Genomic DNA, 20,880 nt, shown 5'->3' with positions numbered 1-20,880 from the left:
CACGTTACAGCTCGACCTTAAACCCTACACAAGAGTGGCGTAAGACATACTCCGGTATGCAGCCGTGTTGACGGTGTAGATAAACCCAGAGAATCACTGATTGTCGCAGGTTTTTAGTAGCGGTATATATCGTCATGGATGCGGTGGTGGAACACATCGACGACTGCGCAGACAATCAGGCTAGCCCAGCACACAATTAAATCACACTTTTCTAACTGAACAGAGCTTATCGGGTAACCTTCTGAGAAAATGAAACTTTAGTGAACAACATTGGATTAAAAGGGTTATTGCTTTGCATCGGATCGATTTCCAATATCGCTTTAAAACCCTTCAGGGCATATTGAAGCTCTACATTTCGATCATTACGCCATTGCTGGCAAGCAAAGACAAAGTGGAACCATGCCCAGGCTCCGGAAAATTGATTCTGCCCCAAAACCAGACTGTCCCGGCTAAAGGTCACCAGCATACTTTCTGTCATACTGCCGGGCCATTTGCGCTCCTGCCATAACTGAGGACCATGACTGTAGATAAACCGGCCATTTGCGTCCCGAATGACGACATCCGTTGCCTGATCAGAAAGCTCCCTGCAACGCATTCGATAATTGATCTGCAACCGTCCATCTGCGGTAAAGAAGGCTCTTGTCAAAGCCTCAGCAAAACCCAGCTGCCGTAAAAAGGTACTGTCCAGAGGGATTTTGTGCCCCCTGACGCTCTTCACGTCCCAGCCCATACGACCGGATTCAAGAAAGGGAGCAGAGATCCCCCCTACGAAACGGCGAAGTATGCCTTCCGGCTTGAAGAACTCGATAAAATCAGACAGGTTGGCGTCCATCGAAACACTGGGCTGAAACGGGAAATAATGACTGAGATACTTTTGCCAGAAAGGATAAACGTTTTCTGACCAGTTAAACTGGATATGATTAGCAGTGCCTACGACATAACCGTTCATGATCTGCTGAACCAATTGCTCCAGCCAGTAATGCACCTGAGTGTTATCCGCCGCCGCGAGCTGTTCTACTTTATCCAGACTGTTACTTTCACCCTTCATTATTTTCAGAGTTTGCTCATAAAAGCCCAGACCGTTGTTGTCTTCGGCCTGAATCCTGTTCAGATCGACCAGTAAAGCAGCCAGTGCCCGGGTAATTTTTCCCATTTTCTCACCGCTATAACCGGCATAGCCACTAAACGACTGATTAACAATACCAGGATCACTGGGTAAAGGAGCCTTGCTCTGCTGACTTGTTTTGCTCTCTCCGGCATCTTTATTCGTCTGACTGTCAGACGATTTTTCATTAGATGCTTGTGCGTTCTCTGACTTGGCTGAATCCAACAATTTAGGGGCAGCCAGCTGAGTCTGCCAGTTGATGGCATGAATCAATTCAAACAGAACAGCCTTATCACCCTGAAATTCAAAAGAGCCAAAAAGCTGAGCTACCTGCTGGGTCGTCTGTATCAGGCTGCCGGTACTTCTTAACCGTAGAGACCCCACCAGACTCTGCCAGTGTCGAATATAATCCTGAAAATAAAGTTCCCTGACCTGAGCGCTGACCCGCTGCATTTCTGCCTCGCTCACTCGGGTAACACCCGTTTTTATCAAGTTCAAGATCGATATGGCTTGTTTGATCAGGCCAGAACTTTCGGTGAGATCCAGTCGGTCGTAAACCGCCCGGGTATAAAACGATGGGAAACCTGAATGACGCCCGTCACCCGCCGTAAACACCTCCATGACATCCTGCCCCAGCAAGATTTCTAGGCTGACCTGTCCATAACGACCATGAACCTGCACATAGTCATATACCATCTGCTCATCACTTTGACCCGCCAGCTTGTTTCTCGCTTCATCAATCAACTGTTGATCCGGCTTAATGCCTTTCAGAGGTTGAGACAACAGATCATTAAGCAGCTGGCTCAACTCATTCTGCTCACTCATCGTCAAATCTTGTTTTTGACGTACTCGCTCCAAAACATGAGTAATCAGAACTTCCTGATCCATCAGCTGTGGATAGAAGAGCATCAGATAGAACATCATGATGTCGACCAGCTTTTCCTGATGGTGGGTTAGAGCATCAGTCAGCCGACTGTGAAGATGGTCTGCCAGTGGCTTTGACAGCCATTTATTCAATTGCACCGTATAAGCCAGATGAACTTCTTCCGTCATGTCGGCATCCATCATGCCCAGATGCCAGAAGAACTTTCCGGACTCCTGAAATTTTCTATCCAGCTTCTGCAGAGATGACAAGGGCTCTATAACCTGTGGAAAAGTCGGTTTCGCTCCCAGCTTCGAGATAGAGTCAGAATATTCACGAGTCACGACTTTCATCGTATCGATCAGCTTGCTGTTCAGATAAATCTGATAAAGAAAAAAAGACACCCCACCTAAAAGAACAACACCCAACAGGGTGTAGCCCAGATACCTTCGCATTAGCCAGCTACTGCCACGAGCCGATTCGCCCACCCTGTTCAGCTCCTGAAAAACCACACAGGAAAAGAAACTGCGAGTAAAATAACTGTGGCGTTCTGTCGTCTGATGCTGTTCTGACTTGACTGAAAATCCGTGTTTCATTCCGACATCTGTGGCCAGCAAATTCAAGGCACTGCCATGCTGATCACAGGAGCTTAACCAGACCCCTCTCAACTCAGGGAAGCTCAATTGCTCACGAGCTTTAAAGGCTTCATCACAAAAGAAACTTAATCGCTCTCCCAGCAGAGTAAACTGCAGGAAGAATCGCATTTGTGACTTTCTGGCCTCAGTGTCCTTTTCCTGATAGGCGCTGCTCTGCAGAGCCGCATAGAGCGACTGGTGCAGTGCTGAAAAAGCAGCGGCACACTGCTTGTGATCATAACCATCCGTCAAAACAAACCCGAAAGGAGATGACTGATCAAAATCACTTTGCCTTCGAAAGAAATCAGCGAAACCACTGAGTCGATCAAACTGAGTCAATAGCAGCCACATGGGTAACCTGATCGAACACTGACGGTAGAGTTCCAACAATGACCGCCTGATACGTCTAGCCAGTTCCAGTAAACTGTTCGGGTGACGGGTCAGCAGCTGATCGATGGACAATGCCAGAAAGAGTCCAGTCAGAGGCTGCCTTGGCCTTTTCCGGGTTAATAAGCGATACAGGTTCTTCCAGAGCTTAATCTCTTCTTCGTTGTCCTCGGCAGCACTTTCGTCCCCGTTCCATTCGATGATCACTGCCTGTTCACTGACCCAGAATTCAATGCCAAGCTCCCGGGCATGACTGCGTGTGATCTTTTCAAAACCGGTATCCACCAGCCAGGAGGACTTGCCAGAATCTTCCAGCCCTATCATCAATAACCAGGGCAGAGAGTAAGGATTCTCAGCCTTCCCCATCTCCTTTAACTTCACCCAGAGCGAATGCCAGTCTTCTTCCAGATGTCGAATTCTCTCTTTAAGAGCTTCTTCCCGCTGCTGAGCTTCTGTCTTGTCCACACTGGGCTGCTTCTGTCGTTTTTTCTTGAAGAACCGAATAGCGGGTCCCATAAAAAACATCAGAAGGCCGGCAATAATAATGACCGAGAACCACTTTCTCTGGGCCGAGCCCAGCCAGGAATAAAGCTTGGGATAAAACTCTGGGGCCAGCCAGAGAGAAAGCAACAGCACGACCGCAACCAGAGACACAATGATTAAAGCTAATTTTTTCATAGTGATCAGTGCCCGTCAGTCTGATGCTTGCCTGATACAACAGGGGATTGTTTTTTCGTTTCCACCTGCATCAGGGGAATCAGGTTGTCACCAGACAGTTGGTTGATGTGCACGATCCAGTAGTGACTGCCAAAGCCTGTCAGCAAGAGAAAAATGAAGGCTGAGATAAGAATAAATCGAACCGGCTTTTGTTGAATCGGGATCCAGGCAGCGTGCCGATCAGAAGGGATATCAATCGTTGGCTCGATTCTGTGAGCCTGTATTTCCCGAAAGAGATTATCCGTTAAATCCACCAGCTCACGATTGTCGTTGTTGAGGTAGCGACCATTAAAGCCCAGTCTCAATAACAGATAAGCCACTTCCAGAAAATCACGCATCTTGTCAGCTTCCTGCAAGGCCTGATTGACCAGAATAAAAAACACTTCACCGGCATTTCGTTGCTGATACATACCCGCAACCAGACTGTGATTCTCCCAACAGAGGTTTTGCCCCCACCAGGTTTTCATCACTTCTTCATCCAGAGCAGCACACAACAGATAGCAGACTTTTTCCATGGTTCTGGGGGAGTATTCTGACTGCAGTCCCCGACTATGGACTTCGGCCACCGACCTTTTTAGATAGTTGTAGAGTTCATTGATATTGGGCGTGGATTTGGCCATGGAGAGTGTCGTAAGAATGGCCAGCAACTCGGCCGAGAGATTAATCAATCTGTTGTCGGAACCGGAAAAATGTTGCAGCTGTGCCATGACATCCCGGCAGCTCGCCAGGGACTCAAGGGGCTTTGCAACTTCATCAGAAGACATCATACCCTCCACCTTAAGAACAGCCATGAGCGACCGAAACTCTTTTCGCCACTCTTTTCGCCACTCTTTTCGCCACTCTTTTCATCACTCTTTTTTGCCACCTTCGAGCAACAAAAAATCTCAATGCCAAAAGATATTCCGGCATCAACGAATCACATAACAATCCACTTCGGTGTCATCCGGCATCTGCTCATCAATATGCAATGCCAGAATGTCCTGTTTTTTCACCATATCCAGCCAGAGTGAATCATTGGTATCTATTTCAAAATAGGCGCACTGAGTTCTGGAGCGGATTTCAATGGGTGCCGATGGCAAATGTTCCATACTGACTCCGGAAAGCGCATTTCTGACTTTTTCAGCGATCTGGGTCTGACCACAGAGTTTGGCCGATGTCAGAAACACTTCCATTGTTTGGGCTCTCCCCATGCTGGACGACACAGCCAGAACGAAGCGAGAGTCATTAAACAGACTTCGGTCTTCCACACGGGTTCTTAATAAACGACGGCTACCAAACAAACGTCGATCCCACTCAAGATGAACCACTTTATCCTGACTGACATGCTGAAGGCTCTGTAGCAGACTGGACAGGACCGGAGCAAAAGAGGCATAAGTGGTAAATTCATCAAATGCAGCAAATTCAGGCGCCAGCGTCTGGGTGAATGTGCTGATTTCTGACGCCATCACGACCAGTCTCATATACAGCTGGAAGGCACTGACTCCTGACTGTTCATTAATTAATTTCAGCTCTGCACTGTAACGATTCAGGGATCTCAGCCACATGTAGGATATCTGCAGGGTCTGATAGCTTTTTTGATCACCCTGAACTCCCACCTGAGCAGCCATGGTTCCTGCCCTTTGTCTCATCAGCGCATAAAGACTTTGCACCTGTTCCTCCAGGTACGCAGAGACTTTGTAATTCAGACATCTGGGGATAAATGTACTGTCCAGTAACAGCTCTCCATCGGACTGAACATCCTGTATTCTGGCAACAGCGAGAAAGGTGTAGTTGTCCAGAGAGGAGCCGGTACAGAAAAGGCTGAGATTCAGCGTAGACAGCTGCAAATCCACGGGTTCGCTGGAATCATCATTACTGTCAAGAACGGCACAGGGGTAACTGGCATTGCGCACGGCTTTGTCACTCTTTTCCTCAAGGGCAGTGTCCATATACCCTCCCCTGACCAGAGGCAAAGCGAGATAAACTGTTGCGCCTTTATCGTCACTGGTGACCGTGAGACTCAAATCTCTTTTCAAAATAAAGGGCGTGCCATCCGGAAAGACCCCCACCGCTTTTCTTAGATAGATTTTGCCTGCTTTCAGTTGCAACGGATCGAGCTTGAGTTCGATAAATCCGGCTCTCCCGGGTTCAAAGATCTCAAGCATTTTCCGGACATAATGTTCAAGATAGCGTTCCTGCTGCTGAAAATGCTGGGGACTGAGAAACATACCCTCGAGCCACACGACACGATCATAATGACTTTCCACGGCCAACCTCTGCTATAATACTCATGGCTTTTTCTTGCTGGAGGGATGCGGAGTCAGCCGCTGAGGAAAAGCTCAGACGATTTCCCTCAATACGCAGAACAAGATGATTACTCTTGCCTTTCACGACTGGGTGCAACAGCTTGGTAACAGCCGAAAGGTAATCACTGAACTCCCCCAGAATGGCCACAAAGGCCGTCTCGCTGTCGAGTTGAAAGGTCAGTTTTGTATTCATCCCCGGCCAGATAGTGGGCAATTGATGCTTTTTCACCAGACTTGCCTGCAGTGTGGCTTCGTCCTTCTCGTACAGATCAAGAAAGTCAGCATGAATAAAAATGTCCTTGCTTTTTAATTCATAAAGCCTGACCTGCAAGGGTGCCGCGTTTTCCTGTGGGTTTGCATTGATGACAGACCCCGCCTTTATTTCCAGGTTCAATACAGTAGGAGGCTCCTTTTCTGGCTTGGAACTGCAACCTGACAAAATAAACCAGCCCGTCAGAACAATAACCAGCCAGTGAAGAAAGCATGCGACACCAGGACAAGAAGAGGGTTTCATTGATCCACTGGAGATCAGTTGATGGAGAATCTTCATTCTATTAGCGCTCCACTTTCTCACCAGAAGTCACGTCATTCTTTTTGGCTTTTTTCAAGGCATTGGACCTCAAAGCGTGATGGACGCGCTGAATAAAAAGCTGTTGATACTCTTCACTGAAAGCTCTTTGTTTAAATACCGAGACATACTGTTTCCAGAAGGCAGACTCTGACCTCATACCAGGCCACCAACTCCGGGAAACATTCATGGCTTTTAAAAGCTGGTCTGGCTCAAGGTCATTCAAAGTCTCTGTCAGAGCTGACAGCATGGCCTTATTCAAAGGTTCATTGAGAGAGGTCACAGGCAATGGTTCTTGCATTTTTCTGGAAGACAGAAGGTCTGACTCCACAGGAAAGTGCTCCATCATTCGATGGGTTTGCTTTAACTGCAGCCCCGCAGACCAGAATGTTTCTGACTGCTCAAAGGGCTCATCCTGAAAACCTTGGTCGGCCAGAACATCAATCAGGCCTGGTGTGGCTACTCCCTGAACGACCCCGGGTGCTGATTTTGAAGGTGGCGCATCGGCTAATAGAAGATGTACTTCAGCAGATTCCTGGGGCGGCTCACTCTCCCTGCTTTCCTCTATTAAAAAGGGGTCGTCCAGCACATCGGTCGTCTGACTGGCAATAAGATGGTCTGACACCAGTGTTTCAAGACTACCCAGAGGTTCCATTGATTGAGGTTCAGTACCCGTAAACGGCTCAGACTTCCAGGGTGAAAAATTACTGAACATCAGCTGATAACCTTTGCAGCTGATGAGATCCCCATCCTGCAGATCTTTTTTTCCCCCTCTGGGCAAAGGTTCTTTGGCATGATTAAGGGTAAACAGTTCAGCGCAGTAACTTTCCAGAGACCACTGCCCGCTGTCTTCAACAATACGGCCATATTGCTCTTTTTCCTGACTGGCAGCGCTGGGTAGGGCAATTTTGCTCGCGGCAGTATTACCTATAGTCGCCACTTCCCCTTCGGAAATAGCAAAAGAAAGGCAGGTCAGCATCTCACCCGGAGGGGTAGCAATAATCTGAATTTGCATGGTAAGACATCAAGATACCGGTTAATCCCGGCCACCAAAAACCTGAGGATTAGCCATCAGAAACTAAAAATGCTTTGCATAGTAATGGCTTATGGCGATTACAGTTTAGACTCATTTTTACCGACTATTCCCAATAAATCTCGCCTCTGATCTTTTCCACAATAAAATCGATCCATGCAGAGGTTTTTGCCTGTCATATGATCGACGATTAAGTCCATCAAATGAACACTCAGGTCATGCAGCTATTGACAGTCAGGCAGCCACTACCTACGATGCTCGATTTCCCTATCTCTGCAGCAGCCTTATGCCTGAACGCAACAAGCACTCCTTCCAAACCGTTGTCAGCGAAGATTTTGCCCGAGTCAATCAGTGCATCGCCGAACAGCTGCACTCGGATGTTGTCATGGTCAGTAAAATTGGCCAGTACATAATCCAGTCTGGAGGTAAACGGCTCAGACCCCTTCTGGTTCTTCTGACCGCGCGTGCCACTGGCTTCCAGGGACATGATCATATTCCGCTGGCTGCTGTCATCGAATTTCTCCATACCGCTACCCTGTTGCACGATGATGTCGTGGATCAGTCCGACCTGCGCCGTGGGCGTGACACAGCCAATGCTCTCTGGGGCAATGCTCCCAGTGTTCTGGTCGGTGATTTTCTCTATTCCCGTGCCTTCCAGATGATGGTCGGCCTGGACAATATGAAGCTGCTTAAAATTCTCTCCGATGCGACCAACATCATCGCTGAGGGTGAAGTCATGCAATTGATGAACATCAATGATGCCAGCGTGACAGAAAAACAGTATATGGATGTCATCCGTTGCAAAACCGCTATGCTGTTTGAAGCTTCAACCCATACTGCAGCGGTCATGTCGAATGTGGACAGGAAGATTGAGCAGTCGCTGAGGGATTACGGTAATCATCTTGGTATGGCGTTCCAACTGGTGGATGACCTGCTTGATTACGAAGGCGACAGTGAAGCCATGGGTAAAAACCTGGGTGATGACCTGGCTGAAGGCAAACCGACCTTACCCCTGATATTCACTCTTTCCGAAGGAAGTCCGGAGCAAAAAGTTCTGGTGAAAGAAGCCATTGAACAGGGTGGTCTGGACAAAATCGATCAGATTGTTGAAGCCGTTCGTGCTTGTGGCGCCTTGAATTATACGGCCCAGAAAGCCAGAGAGCAGTCTGAGAAAGCCATTGCCTGCCTGCAGGCTCTGCCCGACAGCCAGTACCGGGATGCGATGGAAGACCTGGCACGCTTTGCAGTGGCCAGAACCTTTTAATCAAATCTGAAATACCAGACCAGGTAATGTCTCCCCCTCCAGGTGGATAATATCCACCTGGGCGTCAGCATCCCCCAGATTTTTCAAATCCCGTTGATGATAGATTCTCTCCAGAAGATAGCGCCCCGGACTGATGGCTTCCTGCTCTCCCTTCTCATAAGCCACACTCTCAAGCTTGTACCACTGCCCTTTGGTGTCTCTTCGAAAGCAGACATAATGTGAGTTGACCCCGGAAACCAGCATCACCCTGTCATGTTCCAGTTGATCCAGAGCATCGGCCAGCTCCGCACTCATCAGAAATTGTCCACCCACCACGGGCATTGGCTGACCAAACATTTCCTGACATTCCAGCCGAGCCAATATCTGTTTCATATCCGGTAAGACGATATCCATTGGCATGGGTTCATGAGAGACGGGGTGCATCACCAGAGGACCACCAAAAAAAGCATTGGCCGCATGCCTGCTGCAGGACTGTCCTTCCTGAGGCTCCATGTAAAAAGGTCCCGACTCAGGCGCTCTATAAGTTCTTAAGTCTTTAAAGGCAAAACCGCGAGCGGGCAGTTTGACGACCTGGGGTTCAGGGACTTTAAGTTTCCCAGCCTGACCTTCAGTGTGAAAACAATAGCTCTCCATCAGGTCGATAAAGAGTTGCATGCGCTGATACAACGCATTGAGTAGCTGCTGTTTCACGTCACCAGTGACTGGCAGCTTTTCCAGATAATCCTGGGCACTCACTACAGAGAGGTCCAGAAACCCATGAAACTCCTGATTCAGGCTTTCCAGATCACCGCTGCAAAGAAAATTTAAACGACGATATCCGTCAAAAAACTCCTGTTCTATCGCCTCGAATTGCTTATTGGTGTTCTGCCAGTTGGATTCAGGGTGTTCTCCACAGGCCCGTAACCTTCCCAGTAATCGCTCCGATAACCGCAAATACTGAGAGGATTTCTGATTGAGAAGGCCTTCAAGATGCCTTGAAAGGGATTCAGAGTCAGGATCGTAGGTGTTTGCCACTTTGAATTGATCCACGGACACAGGCATCTGCAATTTCTGCTCCCATTCAGCAGCAGCGATCGTCATTTGATTAATCGCTTTTGACACTTCTGCCATGGGAGGAGAAAAAGAAAGGTGAGTCGTTAGATAACTGCTTAATGTCACTTCACGGGCTTTCAATCTCCCGGTCTGTTTATCAGGCGCCAGGCTTGCGGCTTTCTCATCGGTCTGGCTTAAAGCCAGAGCGTCCTGATAATAGTCAGAGACTTTCTGATAATGTCCCTCCCTGACTGTTGCTGGCTCAGCATCAAGCATTGGATCTTCCTTTAAAAGACATTAAACAGCCATGAGCCAAACAGCCATGAGCCAAACAGCCATGAGCCGAAAATTCCGCTCACCCCGAACCATGATACTGACTACAGAGCTCGAAACAGCGGCATTTTCATAGTAAATGGTTATTTCACGTTGAATCGGGCTTTATGAGAGCGCTGGTAGACAAATTCGCCCAGACGCTTTTTATTCAGCTGAGTCTTAAAGCCTGGACGGTTAATGTTCATCTGCTGCCACTCAATATTGCCTGAACCAAACTGGAAAGCCTGACTGAGATTGCGATCTTCCCTGCCAATACGCTTACGGGGATCGGGGACGTAGCCTCTGGCTTCTACCTCGGCTGCAAAGCGCTTGATCGATGCATCTGCCTCACCGGTCCTGTCCTTACCACTCTTACAATTGATATGACCCACTGCACCTATCTTGAAAGCCAGTAACTGCAGACGCTCAATCATCTTGTAGGCATCTTCGCCTTCTTTTCGATAGTCACCCGAAGCATGCAAGTCCCTTATTTGCTCAACCAGCATACGAACAATATTCTTCGATTCTTCCGTAGCACCGCCAGACAGATAATCGCCTACCCAACCACCAATAGGATCAAACTGATCAACAGACCCCATCAGTTCGGCCAGCCCTTCATTATTAACACGCTTGGCCTCACCCCAGGGGCGGACAATGGATTTCAGACTGCCCAATGAAAGTGAGTTAACACCATAATTGGTATTGGCCAGCTTCATATCGACCTTGAGTTTATGCTCTTCGCCACTGGCATCAAAAAAGACCAGTGGTTTGCCATCATTGAGCTCTTTCTGTATTTCCTTGAGTGCCGCTACCTGCTCTTTCTGCATTTTAAGTTCGTCATCATGGATGTGCAGATAGTGCCTCAGCTTGTCTGCACTGAGCAGAGAGGTAGAAAGCATTTTCAGGGGAATAGGCTTACCCGATGCCAGATAACCAGGATTCTCTTCAAGAAACTGTTTTACCCCTGCAGTCACCAGCTCTCTGGCCCGGTTTCTGGCCGCTGCGCGTCTGGGTTTTTTATCTTTTATGCCATATGCACTCAACGTGCCTGAACGCAGTCCTTTAAAGAGTACTTTCTTCTTTCCCTTTTCTGTCGTCGACAGCTCAGACTGGCCCATGTTCATAGCATGAAAAAGCTCTTTGGTTTCAGTGGATGGTCTGCCCGTACCGTGATAGGAATGTTCAAATATATCCCTGCCACCCATCCCCCATTTCATCTGGGAAGCCGGGGTCAATTGGTTTTCATAGTGTCGAACCTGCCCTTCTATTCTTACATCCAGATGAGTAGTGACTGTGTCCCATTGAACAGTGGAAAGCACCAGGCTGCGAGCATGTTTCAACTTCTTCTCAGCTTTATTCAGGCCAATCTCATCAAGTTGCTTCAACATACTTGCGGTATAAACTTTCGCATCATTCACTGGTTGAACATCGCTGTGGGAAACGCTTCCCGTTGAATGGCTTCTGGTTGAATGGCTTTTGGTTGAATGGCTTCTGGATGGAGGAAAATCATTGTCAGTCCCTTGCTGGATGCTACTGAGGTGATCACTCCACTCCTGATGCAGAGCCTCTAACTTTGCCAGCTCCCGGGTTTTCTTACTGCTCAGATGACCTTCCTCACCGGAGCTTTTAATTTGTACTATTTCACGTTCAAGCACCTTGATCGAAGAGAGCACTTCCAAATATTTAAACTTCTCCCACTGCTGTGGTCCTAGTGGATCTTCCTCATCACTGACTTCCAGATGATCAATAAAGTCCAGCAAACCATCCAATTGACTCACCAGATCATGAGTTAATGCATCCAGTAATTCAGCGGGGATATTGTCTGGATGGCGCTCAAGAGCATCCAGCGTCTTGATCAGTTTTTTGGCAACGTCTCTGGCCTCATCAGCCTGCTGTGCATAACTGAAATGTTCCAAACGCTCCAGAGGGGAACCTGAAAGAAGGCCGGCAACCCGGTTGGTGTAATACTCGGCATTGCCAATCAGCTTCATCTCATACTCACTGATATAGAGGTCTTCAGCCTCATCTTCTATCGGTGTTCCGGGGACTTTGTCCTTATCATAATGTTGTGCTGCCCAGAGTCTGAGTTGACCGGGAAAAAGCGTATGGGCTCCCTGGGACTCTTCGGTCAAAAACCGGGCGGTTCTCGGTGCATTGGCTGAGAAGATGGATTCATGCTGCGTCACCCCTTTTACAGCCAGATCCAGAGCCTTTGAATAACTCAGATAATCGGTATGAAGAGAAAGCTGGAACTGCAGGACTTCACCAAGATGTTCCTGCTCATGAGGAGGAAGGGATCGCCACTTGAAAGGTGTTGCACTCTCAAACGCTTTTTCAACCAGGCCAGAATCCAGCCAATACTCAACACTGCTACGGTTCAGACTTCTGACATCCCGCAACAGGCTGGAGGCTTCCGTTTCCAGCTTCTTCAGGGTGCGCTGATTCAGGGGCTTACTTTTGAGATCGTAGTGAAGCTGCTTTTCCACATAACTGCCGTACTTGGTGGCAAACGCCACCGTGCCCTCTCTGGCACTGAGTTCTTCATCTTTTCCCAGCTTTCTGGAAGGAAGCGGCAGCAACTCAGCCTCCCGGCCTCGCCATTTACCTCTGACAGGGCTAACCGGGGGTTCCTCCCGCTCCCTGTTTAATAATGGTTGAAGACATTGCAAAGTCCGTTGCGATGGATTCAAAGCACCTGCTTCCTAATCTCGAATCTACTCGCAGACTGTTATCGGCCGGTTTGTCTAAAAACCTGTATCATCACATTAAATGGCTCGACCATCGGCCAGCATCTGGCTCAGAGCATTTTTAGCCATCTGGTTAACCTTTTCTGACAGACGCTCCAGAAGATAGCGAATCAACTGTTTTTCCGGTTTCTCGGTGTTTAAGTGTCGCTGTATACCAAGAAATTCGGTAATCTTTCGCATCAGATGCACCACCCAGCCTGACAGTTTGTCAGTCAGTTTGACACCCCGGCTGAGAATCCACGCCAGACTGTCCATGAGGGTTGAGTGGGAGGACTGCAGCATCTGATAACTGCTGCCTATGACAGACAGGCATTTGCCAACCACATAAGCCAGTGCACTTTGAAGCCATTTAATGGCTGGCAAGGTGCTGGACAAGAGGGTTTTATCGGCCAGCCATCGCTGGATGTCCGATTCTGTAGGTTGGGGTTCCCTCAGGGCATAAATCGTCTGCCAGGATTTTTTACCCACCGAGCGAATGTAGTTGTCCATGGAATGCCACTCAGCTCCGGGAAAAAAGCCGGGGGAAGGCAGGAAATAATCACGACCTGAGTCGGGTGTATGGACAAAAGGCCAGATAGGGATGCAGGGGACAATATCGGTCTTGTGCCAGACCCGAAAAATATTCTCACTGCCCAGTCGTTGGGTGGTACTTTTGGCAAAGTCTTCCAGCCCCACCCTCGGACAACCAAAAGTATACAGTTTTGGTCTGATGCCTTTTTCAATAGAAAGCCATTCTGCAGCAATCATCGCCAGCGCAGCTCCAAGACTGTGACCAATGCAATGAACCTGAGAGCCGCTGGACAGTTTGCCGGTATAATCCCTGAGCTGGGGCAACATGGACTGAAAGGCTTTCATAAAACCCTGGTGAACCGATTTGCCGGTGTGGGAAGAACCTACGGTAACATTGCCGTTACTGAGCCAGTCCGCCAGGTATTTGGTGCCACGGAAAACAATAAAAGTATGGCCTTCCAACTGCTTTTTGCCTTCCAGTACAAAGCCAAAAGCAGTTCTGACCTTGATAAAGCCGGGGCCGCCGGTTTTGCCTTTGATAAGGTTGGATTCGGAGAAGGTCAAGCTGCCTTGAAACATGCCATTAAGTCTAGTGACAGCTTCTTCAAGAGTAGATGTATCTGTCAGTCTATATGCGGATTCAGCTATTCGTGCCACAAGTATTGGTTGTAGAGCGTTACTCATAACGACTTATCTTCCTTTTCCTTATTAGTTTTTTCCCACTCTTCAAGCTGATGGTCAAAAAATATGCCTTCTTCAAGCAATTCTCTTAAAATATCTTCGTCTGGTTCAACGTCCCATCGACACTTACCTATAAATAGTGATCCATTAACTTCTAAGTGCTCTTCGTCATTTGTAAGATCACAGGTCACAATAAGAGGCTTACCTCTAGACTCTACATTTTCTTCCTTTTTACGTTTAACGCCGAACCATATTCGTTCTTCCTTATCTCCGATTACCACCTTGATTGACTGCCCTACCACAAACTCCTGAGGCAAATACTTGGCTATTGACCGGACAAACAAAGCAGGCATTTCAAAATATCCATTCTCATCCGTCGTCGTCTGATCGGTAAACTTTTTCTCGTAGTCGGTTTCCCGGATAACCGTAGCATTGGCCACCGGTTCACCGTTATTGAGAATGACACCGGATATTTTCGAGAAAGTGCACATTTTTCCAATATCAAGAATCGACATGGCAGACCCCTTTATGGTGAGAAGGGAAAGAAATATCCCAAGGAACACTGAACGTACATAACCCATAATGTTTCATTTCATGAAGACAGTTTTGCAAGAGAAGAACGCAGAGTGCATTTCCCTGCGTTCATAAGTGAAGCTGAGTATCAACGATAATGTTAGAGCGGCTCAGCGGTGGTCAGGTCGTAGCCGACCATGAGGTTTTTCTTGTTCTTGTGAGTCTTGTCGGCGTGGCTCAGATCAGCAACTACCCTGGCATAACTCAGATTAATGGTTTCAGTGGGCGCACCACCTGCACTGGCACCAATGTTGTAGGAAGAGACCATACATTCTTCCAGTACATAGCTGGCGTATTTGGTCACCGCATTGGCACCGGTCTGGACAATATCAATCTGAACGGTGGTTCCTTCTGAACCTGTCACGGACTCCTTGAAAAGACCACCAGAGGCGGCATCCAGCTTTTTAGTCAAGTTGACTTCATTGAGCGTGGGGCGACTGGCTTCCCGATTGGACATGGCGCCCGCTTCCATGGTGATGCTACGGGCTGCGCCAAAATTGAATGAGTCCAGTTCAATCCAGTCCTCATAGCCTTTTGCGGTTACGTTACCAGCAGGTTGCTTGCTGTTGAAATTCATGTAAATAGCCATGATTGAAATCCTCTTTCATTGCATTGTTATTTCTGAATGCGTTACCTGCATTCATGGCAGACTTCGAAGTCAGAAGACACTATTTCTGCCGATTCCGCTGTATGCTGAAGGCATTAAAGCAAATAGCTTTTCATCAGAAAAGCATTATTCATTCCACTCTGACACGCTTTTTCTGTTCCATGAAACTAAAGAAAGAACACACCTGCTTCCGATCAAAGGCTGGTATCAAAACGAATAGGGCAGACCATGATATCGGGTGATTATTTTATCCATTACTGTTTACTTTTATTGCTGTTGAATCACCGGTTCATGTAAGGTAGTTCTCATTTTCCACAAGGCAGGCGCAATCACCTTCTCAGTGACACCTGCGTATCAATTAAGAATTCCAACATGTCGAACCCTCAGTTAGCTCCAGAAGTCAGCAAGAGAAGAACCTTTGCGATCATCAGTCACCCGGACGCCGGTAAAACCACCATCACGGAAAAGCTCCTGCTACTGGGTGGTGCTATCCAGATGGCCGGTACCGTCAAGGGCCGAAAAACCGGTCGTATGGCTACTTCTGACTGGATGAAAATGGAACAGGAACGGGGTATCTCGATTACTACCTCGGTCATGCAGTTCCCTTACAAAGGTCGTACAGTCAACCTTTTGGACACCCCCGGGCACGAAGACTTCTCGGAAGACACCTATCGAACCCTGACAGCCGTAGACAGCTGCCTGATGGTCATTGACGGCGCCAAGGGTGTTGAGGACCGTACCATTAAGCTAATGGAAGTCTGCCGCCTGAGAGACACCCCTATTTTCACCTTCGTTAACAAAATGGACCGTGAAGTCCGAGATCAGATTGAAGTGCTGGACGAAGTGGAAAGTATCCTGAAGATTCAGTGTGCACCCATCACCTGGCCCATCAGCATGGGTAAAAACTTCAAAGGGGTTTATAACCTCTACACGGACACCATTCACGTCTTCACCCCCGGTCAGGGCCACATGATACCGGATGATATTCGGATCAATGGCATTGATTCTGACGAAGCCAGAGAGCTGCTGGGCGATATTTATGAAGACTTCGCTGATGAAGTAGAACTGGTACGCGGTGGCAGCCACGAATTTGACCTGGAAGCTTATCGTGCTGGCACGATGACCCCGGTGTTCTTCGGAACCGCCCTGGCCAACTTTGGTGTCCGCGAAATGCTGGATGACTTTGCTGAATGGGCACCTGCTCCACTGTCTCGTGTAACAGACCAGAGAGATGTGGAGCCCGACGAAGCCAAATTCTCCGGCTTTGTTTTCAAGATTCAGGCCAACATGGATCCCAAACACCGCGACCGTGTTGCTTTCCTGCGTATCTGTTCTGGTAAATACACCCGCAACATGAAAATGAAGCACGTACGTATTAGCAAAGATGTAAAAATTGCCGACGCCGTTACCTTCCTGGCGGGTGATCGTTCTCATGTAGAAGAAGCGATGTCAGGTGATATCATCGGTCTGCATAACCACGGCACCATTCAGATTGGCGATACCTTCAGCCAGGGTGAAGAGATCCGCTTTACCGGGATTCCACACTTTGCTCCGGAACTCTTCAAGCGCGTTCGCCTGAGAGATCCCCTGAAGCTCAAACAGCTTCAAAAAGGCCTGCAGCAACTTTCTGAAGAAGGTGCTACCCAGCTGTTCATGCCTTTGAATAACAACGACCTGATTCTTGGCGCTGTAGGTGTTCTTCAGTTTGACGTCGTCATGCGTCGTCTTAAGGATGAATACAAAGTGGAAGCTATGTACGAGCCGGTCAACGTCAACACCGCTCGCTGGGTAGATTGCGCTGACGAACGCAAACTGGAAGAGTTCAAACGCAAATGCGCGGACAACCTGGCTATTGATGGGGGCGGCTACCTGACTTATCTGGCTCCCACCCGCGTGAACCTCTCACTGGCTGAAGAACGCTACCCAGATATTACTTTTAGAACAACTCGAGAACATTGATATAGCCAAAATCTGTCTCTGAAAGTAAAACCTTCTCTTATTGCATAAAGCCTAATCCCGTAACAGCGACTTTTTGTCGTTGTTACGGATAGCACCATCAAGGATTCATGGTGCCCCCCACCAGTCATCCTCCTTACAAAACAAAACCCTACTTCAAGGCTGTCAGGAGAATCTTCTCAAGAGTAATAGCCATCTCTGACTTCCGGGCAGCACTACCCCATTTTTGATGAGTCATGTCAGTCACGAATTTTGTCCTAACCTATAAGTTTCCCAATGACTTGTGGAGTGTCTATGAATGAAACGACTTCAGTCCAACCCAAACCAAAGACATGGAACAATCGTCAGATAATAGAGCCTCTTACTCTGCTTTCAATATTTGCTCTGCTGTTTGGATACATTGCAGGCGAGATGGGTGTCACTAATATGTTTAACACCCTCTTTAACACCGCTCACCAGCTATTACTGAATACAGTTTTATTATTGATGGGGATTACAGTGCTGGCCGGAGCGCTCAGCAAACTACTGACCGAATTTCATGTCATTACTCTGATTGAACGATTGCTGATGCCACTGATGCGGCCGGTATTCAATCTTCCTGGCAGAGCGGCCATGGCCGCCATGATGACATTCTTTTCCGATAATCCAGCCATTATCAGCCTGGCCAAAGACCGACGCTTCAGTGCCAATTTCAAACCTCATGAACTGCTTTCCCTGACCAACTTCGGTACCGCTTTTGGAATGGGTTTGATTGTCATTACCTTTATGGCCACTCTGGAGAGTGGCAGTGATCAGAACTATTTCAGGGCAGCCCTGATTGGTTTAGCTGGAGCACTTACCGGGGCGGTCATTTCAACTCGTCTGATGCAGAAGTTCACCCGCGATCAAATTGATCATAATCCGGTAGATTATCTGGCCGTGAGTGCCTCCGAACACCCCTCCTCTGACTATGGACACAAGGGCGCCGGGCTTCGAAGCCTGAATGCCTTATTGGATGGAGGTAAAAATGGAGTGGAAATGGGAATAGCCATTATTCCCGGTGTACTGATCATCAGTACTATTGTCATGATTCTGACCTTTGGCCCACCTGAGTCCGGATATTCCGGAGGCGCTTTTGAAGGCGTTGCCTTACTTCCACATCTGGCCAGTTATCTTGAGTGGCCTTTCCGGATTTTGTTCGGATTTGAACATCCTGAATTGATTGCGTTTCCAATCACCTCACTGGGCGCTGTAGGAGCGGCCATGTCACTGGTGCCTAACTTTATTGCTCAGGGGCTGGTGTCAGAAAGTGATATTGCTGTCTTTACCGCTATGGGCATGTGCTGGAGTGGCTTTCTAAGCACGCATACTGCCATGCTGGATACATTGGGTTACCGCAAGCTGACGTCAAAGGCGATTCTAGCGCATTCTATTGGAGGGTTGTGTGCGGGTATTACTGCTCGTTATCTCTATCTGTTGACTGTCTACTTCTTTTAAATAATCAACAGAGGCTGACATTGTTCATCAACCTCTGTTGGTCAGGCTCAGTGCTTCATAGTGCTATGATCCATTGAGCCGTGATCCATCTTGCTGTCTTTCTTGGAACCATGAGCGGTGTCTTTGGTCTGGTGACTAAGATCCTTTACGGGCACCTTCACATCCACTGCATCACCGTCGGAGAAATGCAAGGTGATATCAATCTCGTCACCTGCTTTCATGGCCTTCTTTAGCCCCATTAACATAATGTGACTGCCACCGCTTTCCAGCGCTTCAGTTTTTCCTGCCGGAAGATCAAGGTCATCGAGCTTGAACATCCTCATCATGTTCCCTTCATGCTTGTGGCCATGCAATTCCACCCGATCCGCAATATCACTGTCTGCAGAGACCAGTTTAACGTCTGCTTTGCCTTTATTAGTGATCGTCAGAAAAGCTGCAGAGTTTGTAGAAACAGCAGGTACTGCTCTTGCATACTGACCCTTGATTTCAACATCTGCAGCCTGCAGGGACAGGGAGGTTAAGCCTGCAATAATACCCAGTGCCTTAATTGCCAGAGGCTTCATGCTTCAACTCTCCAGTTCAAATACGACTGTTGTCACAACGGAACCTGATTCAATCACCAGTCTGGCTAACCAGGTCATTTTCTTATCGACGGTGCAAAAAGTCAGATTGCCTACACCACTATATACCGAAGGCCCAAGAAAGGAGGACTGCTTGTAAAGTGGAAATGGAGCCAACCCCATTGGCATATCGCGACCCTGAAACTCCATGGTAATTTTATCGGCTGACACCCCCTCCAGACGGACTTCTATGTCCAGAGGTTCCAGCTTTGGCAAGCTGGATGGTTTGATCTCCAGGTCAATCTGGCCACTGTCTGTCGTCAGTCGACAACCTTCAGCCACCTGACACTTTTCCTGGTAGGTCTGTCCTGCCTGTGCTGTTTCAGATTCCTGCTTAAAATAGCCGGGTAAAAAAACCAGTGCCCCAATCAACACCAGCGAAACACCCAACCCTGTATACTGCTTTATTTTCATCGGGGTAACATAGCAGACTGACGCTCTATCACCAACTGTGTGAACACGATGAAACCGATGCCTGAATTGTTTGATAGTCACTGCCATCTGGACTTTCCTGAGTTCGACCAGGATCGTGACGAAACCCTCGAACAGTGCAGGCTAAAAGGCATCCGATCAATCTGCATTCCCGCCACAGAAGCCCGTTTCTGGTCCAGAACACTCAAACTGGTCAACCAGAAGTCTGATTCTGTGCGACGTTATGTCGCATTAGGGCTACATCCTTATTTTCTGAAAAACCACGAAGAATCTCATCTTAATGAACTGAAAAGGTGTTTAATCCGAGAGCAGGAGTCGGTTAGTGCGATCGGGGAGATCGGTCTGGATTATGCTTTACCCGAACCGAATCACGAACGCCAACTTCATTACTTTGTTCGACAACTTGAACTGGCTGATCAATTCAACCTGCCTGTGATTCTGCACTGTCGCAAAGCCCACGATGAAATTCTCAAACAGCTCAGGCACTTTAAATTAAAGAGAAGCGGTATCGTGCACGCGTTTTCTGGCAGTGAACAACAAGCAAGACACTATATCGAACTGGGTTTCAAGCTGGGGTTTGGCGGCACACTGACTTATGAGAGAGCGAGAAAGACACGCCAACTGGCTGCCTCCCTGCCTCTGAGCAGTATGGTTCTGGAAACAGATGCCCCTGATATGCCCATGTCTGGGTATCAGGGGCAGAGAAATACGCCGACCCGACTGCCTCTTGTTCTTCAGCAACTCGCTGAATTACGTTCCTGTTCTGTTGAAGAGATCGCCCTGGTTACCACTGAGAATGCCTCATCAATTCTGGCAAAACCGCTCGATTGAATGGGGTATGAGAAACGGATTCAGTTGCATTAACCCTTACCGTTCCGGTATCTGCAGGGGGTATAAGAGGACTCAGTGAATTCATGGGTGACTGCAGTGAAGAGGATGAACTGGAGGTAGTTTGACATCCTCCCCGCCCTAAAGAACGGGGATTCCTACAGCTAGACGGTCATGCCCGACCGCAAGAATGTTTCTTGCTGCGTTTACGTCACGCAGATGTTCAGCTCCGCACTCTGAACAGACCCAT

At 48.2% G+C, this 20,880-nt stretch carries 17 protein-coding genes; 4 read left to right on the top strand and 13 right to left on the bottom strand.

The genetic code is table 11. The annotated features are described in order from the left end of the window. Nucleotides 1-226: 226 nt before the first annotated feature. From tssM to ACR2PX_RS14460, 5 genes are all read right to left on the bottom strand, one after another. Nucleotides 227-3,667, bottom strand: coding sequence for a type VI secretion system membrane subunit TssM (gene tssM, locus ACR2PX_RS14480; protein WP_434000065.1), 3,441 nt, complete (start codon nt 3,665-3,667; stop codon nt 227-229). A 5-nt stretch (nt 3,668-3,672) separates the two neighbouring features. After that, entirely contained in the window at nt 3,673-4,497 is an 825-nt protein-coding gene (gene icmH, locus ACR2PX_RS14475; protein WP_434000064.1) for a type IVB secretion system protein IcmH/DotU, read from the bottom strand. 117 nt (nt 4,498-4,614) lie between these two features. Then, on the bottom strand, nt 4,615-5,928 hold the full coding sequence (gene tssK, locus ACR2PX_RS14470) for a type VI secretion system baseplate subunit TssK (protein WP_434000066.1): 1,314 nt from the start codon (nt 5,926-5,928) through the stop codon (nt 4,615-4,617). Nucleotides 5,929-5,935: 7 nt separating this feature from the next. Next, the gene (tssJ, locus tag ACR2PX_RS14465; protein ID WP_434000063.1) at nt 5,936-6,541 is read right to left on the bottom strand and encodes a type VI secretion system lipoprotein TssJ; all 606 of its coding nucleotides are present in this window, start codon (nt 6,539-6,541) and stop codon (nt 5,936-5,938) included. A gap of 4 nt (nt 6,542-6,545) precedes the next feature. Next, nucleotides 6,546-7,574, bottom strand: a complete 1,029-nt coding sequence (locus ACR2PX_RS14460) for a hypothetical protein (RefSeq protein WP_434000062.1) — start codon at nt 7,572-7,574, stop codon at nt 6,546-6,548. A gap of 304 nt (nt 7,575-7,878) precedes the next feature. Here ACR2PX_RS14460 and ispB point away from each other — a divergent pair, with 304 nt between their 5' ends. Then, the gene (gene ispB, locus ACR2PX_RS14455) at nt 7,879-8,856 is read left to right on the top strand and encodes an octaprenyl diphosphate synthase (RefSeq protein ID WP_434000061.1); all 978 of its coding nucleotides are present in this window, start codon (nt 7,879-7,881) and stop codon (nt 8,854-8,856) included. Here the strand turns inward: ispB and ACR2PX_RS14450 are convergent, their stop codons facing one another. From ACR2PX_RS14450 to ACR2PX_RS14430, 5 genes are all read right to left on the bottom strand, one after another. Next, on the bottom strand, nt 8,857-10,164 hold the full coding sequence (locus ACR2PX_RS14450) for a hypothetical protein (RefSeq protein ID WP_434000060.1): 1,308 nt from the start codon (nt 10,162-10,164) through the stop codon (nt 8,857-8,859). Between the two features lie 140 nt (nt 10,165-10,304). Further along, nucleotides 10,305-12,890, bottom strand: a complete 2,586-nt coding sequence (locus ACR2PX_RS14445) for an inositol phosphate phosphatase SopB (RefSeq protein WP_434000059.1) — start codon at nt 12,888-12,890, stop codon at nt 10,305-10,307. Nucleotides 12,891-12,965: 75 nt separating this feature from the next. After that, nucleotides 12,966-14,141, bottom strand: a complete 1,176-nt coding sequence (locus ACR2PX_RS14440; RefSeq protein WP_434000058.1) for a lipase family protein — start codon at nt 14,139-14,141, stop codon at nt 12,966-12,968. Then, a complete protein-coding gene (locus ACR2PX_RS14435) occupies nt 14,138-14,653 on the bottom strand; it encodes a DUF6795 domain-containing protein (protein WP_434000057.1) in 516 nt (171 codons plus the stop codon). The genes ACR2PX_RS14440 and ACR2PX_RS14435 overlap by 4 nt, the downstream gene beginning before the upstream one ends. A 158-nt stretch (nt 14,654-14,811) precedes the next feature. Further along, nucleotides 14,812-15,300, bottom strand: coding sequence for an Hcp family type VI secretion system effector (locus tag ACR2PX_RS14430; RefSeq protein ID WP_434000056.1), 489 nt, complete (start codon nt 15,298-15,300; stop codon nt 14,812-14,814). 390 nt (nt 15,301-15,690) lie between these two features. Between ACR2PX_RS14430 and ACR2PX_RS14425 the strand changes: the two genes are divergently transcribed. Together ACR2PX_RS14425 and ACR2PX_RS14420 are read left to right on the top strand one after the other, a co-directional pair. Then, nucleotides 15,691-17,277 (top strand): peptide chain release factor 3, encoded by a 1,587-nt coding sequence (locus ACR2PX_RS14425; protein ID WP_434000055.1) that lies wholly within the window; start codon nt 15,691-15,693, stop codon nt 17,275-17,277. Between the two features lie 291 nt (nt 17,278-17,568). After that, nucleotides 17,569-18,750, top strand: a complete 1,182-nt coding sequence (locus tag ACR2PX_RS14420) for a CD0519/CD1768 family membrane protein (protein ID WP_434000054.1) — start codon at nt 17,569-17,571, stop codon at nt 18,748-18,750. A 47-nt stretch (nt 18,751-18,797) separates the two neighbouring features. Here ACR2PX_RS14420 and ACR2PX_RS14415 read toward each other — a convergent pair whose 3' ends face one another. Both ACR2PX_RS14415 and ACR2PX_RS14410 read right to left on the bottom strand, forming a co-directional pair. Further along, nucleotides 18,798-19,313 (bottom strand): copper chaperone PCu(A)C, encoded by a 516-nt coding sequence (locus tag ACR2PX_RS14415; RefSeq protein ID WP_434000053.1) that lies wholly within the window; start codon nt 19,311-19,313, stop codon nt 18,798-18,800. Between the two features lie 3 nt (nt 19,314-19,316). After that, nucleotides 19,317-19,784: a hypothetical protein gene (locus ACR2PX_RS14410; protein ID WP_434000052.1), complete on the bottom strand. Its 468-nt coding sequence runs from the start codon at nt 19,782-19,784 to the stop codon at nt 19,317-19,319. 48 nt (nt 19,785-19,832) lie between these two features. Between ACR2PX_RS14410 and ACR2PX_RS14405 the strand changes: the two genes are divergently transcribed. Next, the gene (locus ACR2PX_RS14405; RefSeq protein WP_434000051.1) at nt 19,833-20,633 is read left to right on the top strand and encodes a TatD family hydrolase; all 801 of its coding nucleotides are present in this window, start codon (nt 19,833-19,835) and stop codon (nt 20,631-20,633) included. Nucleotides 20,634-20,771: 138 nt separating this feature from the next. Here ACR2PX_RS14405 and ACR2PX_RS14400 read toward each other — a convergent pair. Next, the coding region (locus tag ACR2PX_RS14400; protein WP_433997355.1) for a zinc ribbon domain-containing protein at nt 20,772-20,880 on the bottom strand (109 nt) is incomplete at its 5' end.

The sequence above is a fragment of the Endozoicomonas sp. genome (assembly GCF_051008435.1).
In the GTDB taxonomy this organism is placed as follows: domain Bacteria; phylum Pseudomonadota; class Gammaproteobacteria; order Pseudomonadales; family Endozoicomonadaceae; genus Endozoicomonas_A.
This window is presented reverse-complemented; position numbering and strand designations above follow the sequence as displayed.

Excerpts from the sequence above, each read along its gene's own strand:
- tssM (WP_434000065.1), bottom strand. The coding sequence starts at position 3,667 with ATGAAAAAATTAGCTTTAATCATTGTGTCTCTGGTTGCGGTCGTGCTG.
- icmH (WP_434000064.1), bottom strand. The coding sequence starts at position 4,497 with ATGGCTGTTCTTAAGGTGGAGGGTATGATGTCTTCTGATGAAGTTGCA.
- tssJ (WP_434000063.1), bottom strand. The coding sequence starts at position 6,541 with ATGAAGATTCTCCATCAACTGATCTCCAGTGGATCAATGAAACCCTCT.
- ACR2PX_RS14460 (WP_434000062.1), bottom strand. The coding sequence starts at position 7,574 with ATGCAAATTCAGATTATTGCTACCCCTCCGGGTGAGATGCTGACCTGC.
- ispB (WP_434000061.1), top strand. The coding sequence starts at position 7,879 with ATGCCTGAACGCAACAAGCACTCCTTCCAAACCGTTGTCAGCGAAGAT.
- ACR2PX_RS14450 (WP_434000060.1), bottom strand. The coding sequence starts at position 10,164 with ATGCTTGATGCTGAGCCAGCAACAGTCAGGGAGGGACATTATCAGAAA.
- ACR2PX_RS14440 (WP_434000058.1), bottom strand. The coding sequence starts at position 14,141 with ATGAGTAACGCTCTACAACCAATACTTGTGGCACGAATAGCTGAATCC.
- ACR2PX_RS14435 (WP_434000057.1), bottom strand. The coding sequence starts at position 14,653 with ATGTCGATTCTTGATATTGGAAAAATGTGCACTTTCTCGAAAATATCC.
- ACR2PX_RS14430 (WP_434000056.1), bottom strand. The coding sequence starts at position 15,300 with ATGGCTATTTACATGAATTTCAACAGCAAGCAACCTGCTGGTAACGTA.
- ACR2PX_RS14425 (WP_434000055.1), top strand. The coding sequence starts at position 15,691 with ATGTCGAACCCTCAGTTAGCTCCAGAAGTCAGCAAGAGAAGAACCTTT.
- ACR2PX_RS14420 (WP_434000054.1), top strand. The coding sequence starts at position 17,569 with ATGAATGAAACGACTTCAGTCCAACCCAAACCAAAGACATGGAACAAT.
- ACR2PX_RS14415 (WP_434000053.1), bottom strand. The coding sequence starts at position 19,313 with ATGAAGCCTCTGGCAATTAAGGCACTGGGTATTATTGCAGGCTTAACC.
- ACR2PX_RS14410 (WP_434000052.1), bottom strand. The coding sequence starts at position 19,784 with ATGAAAATAAAGCAGTATACAGGGTTGGGTGTTTCGCTGGTGTTGATT.
- ACR2PX_RS14405 (WP_434000051.1), top strand. The coding sequence starts at position 19,833 with ATGAAACCGATGCCTGAATTGTTTGATAGTCACTGCCATCTGGACTTT.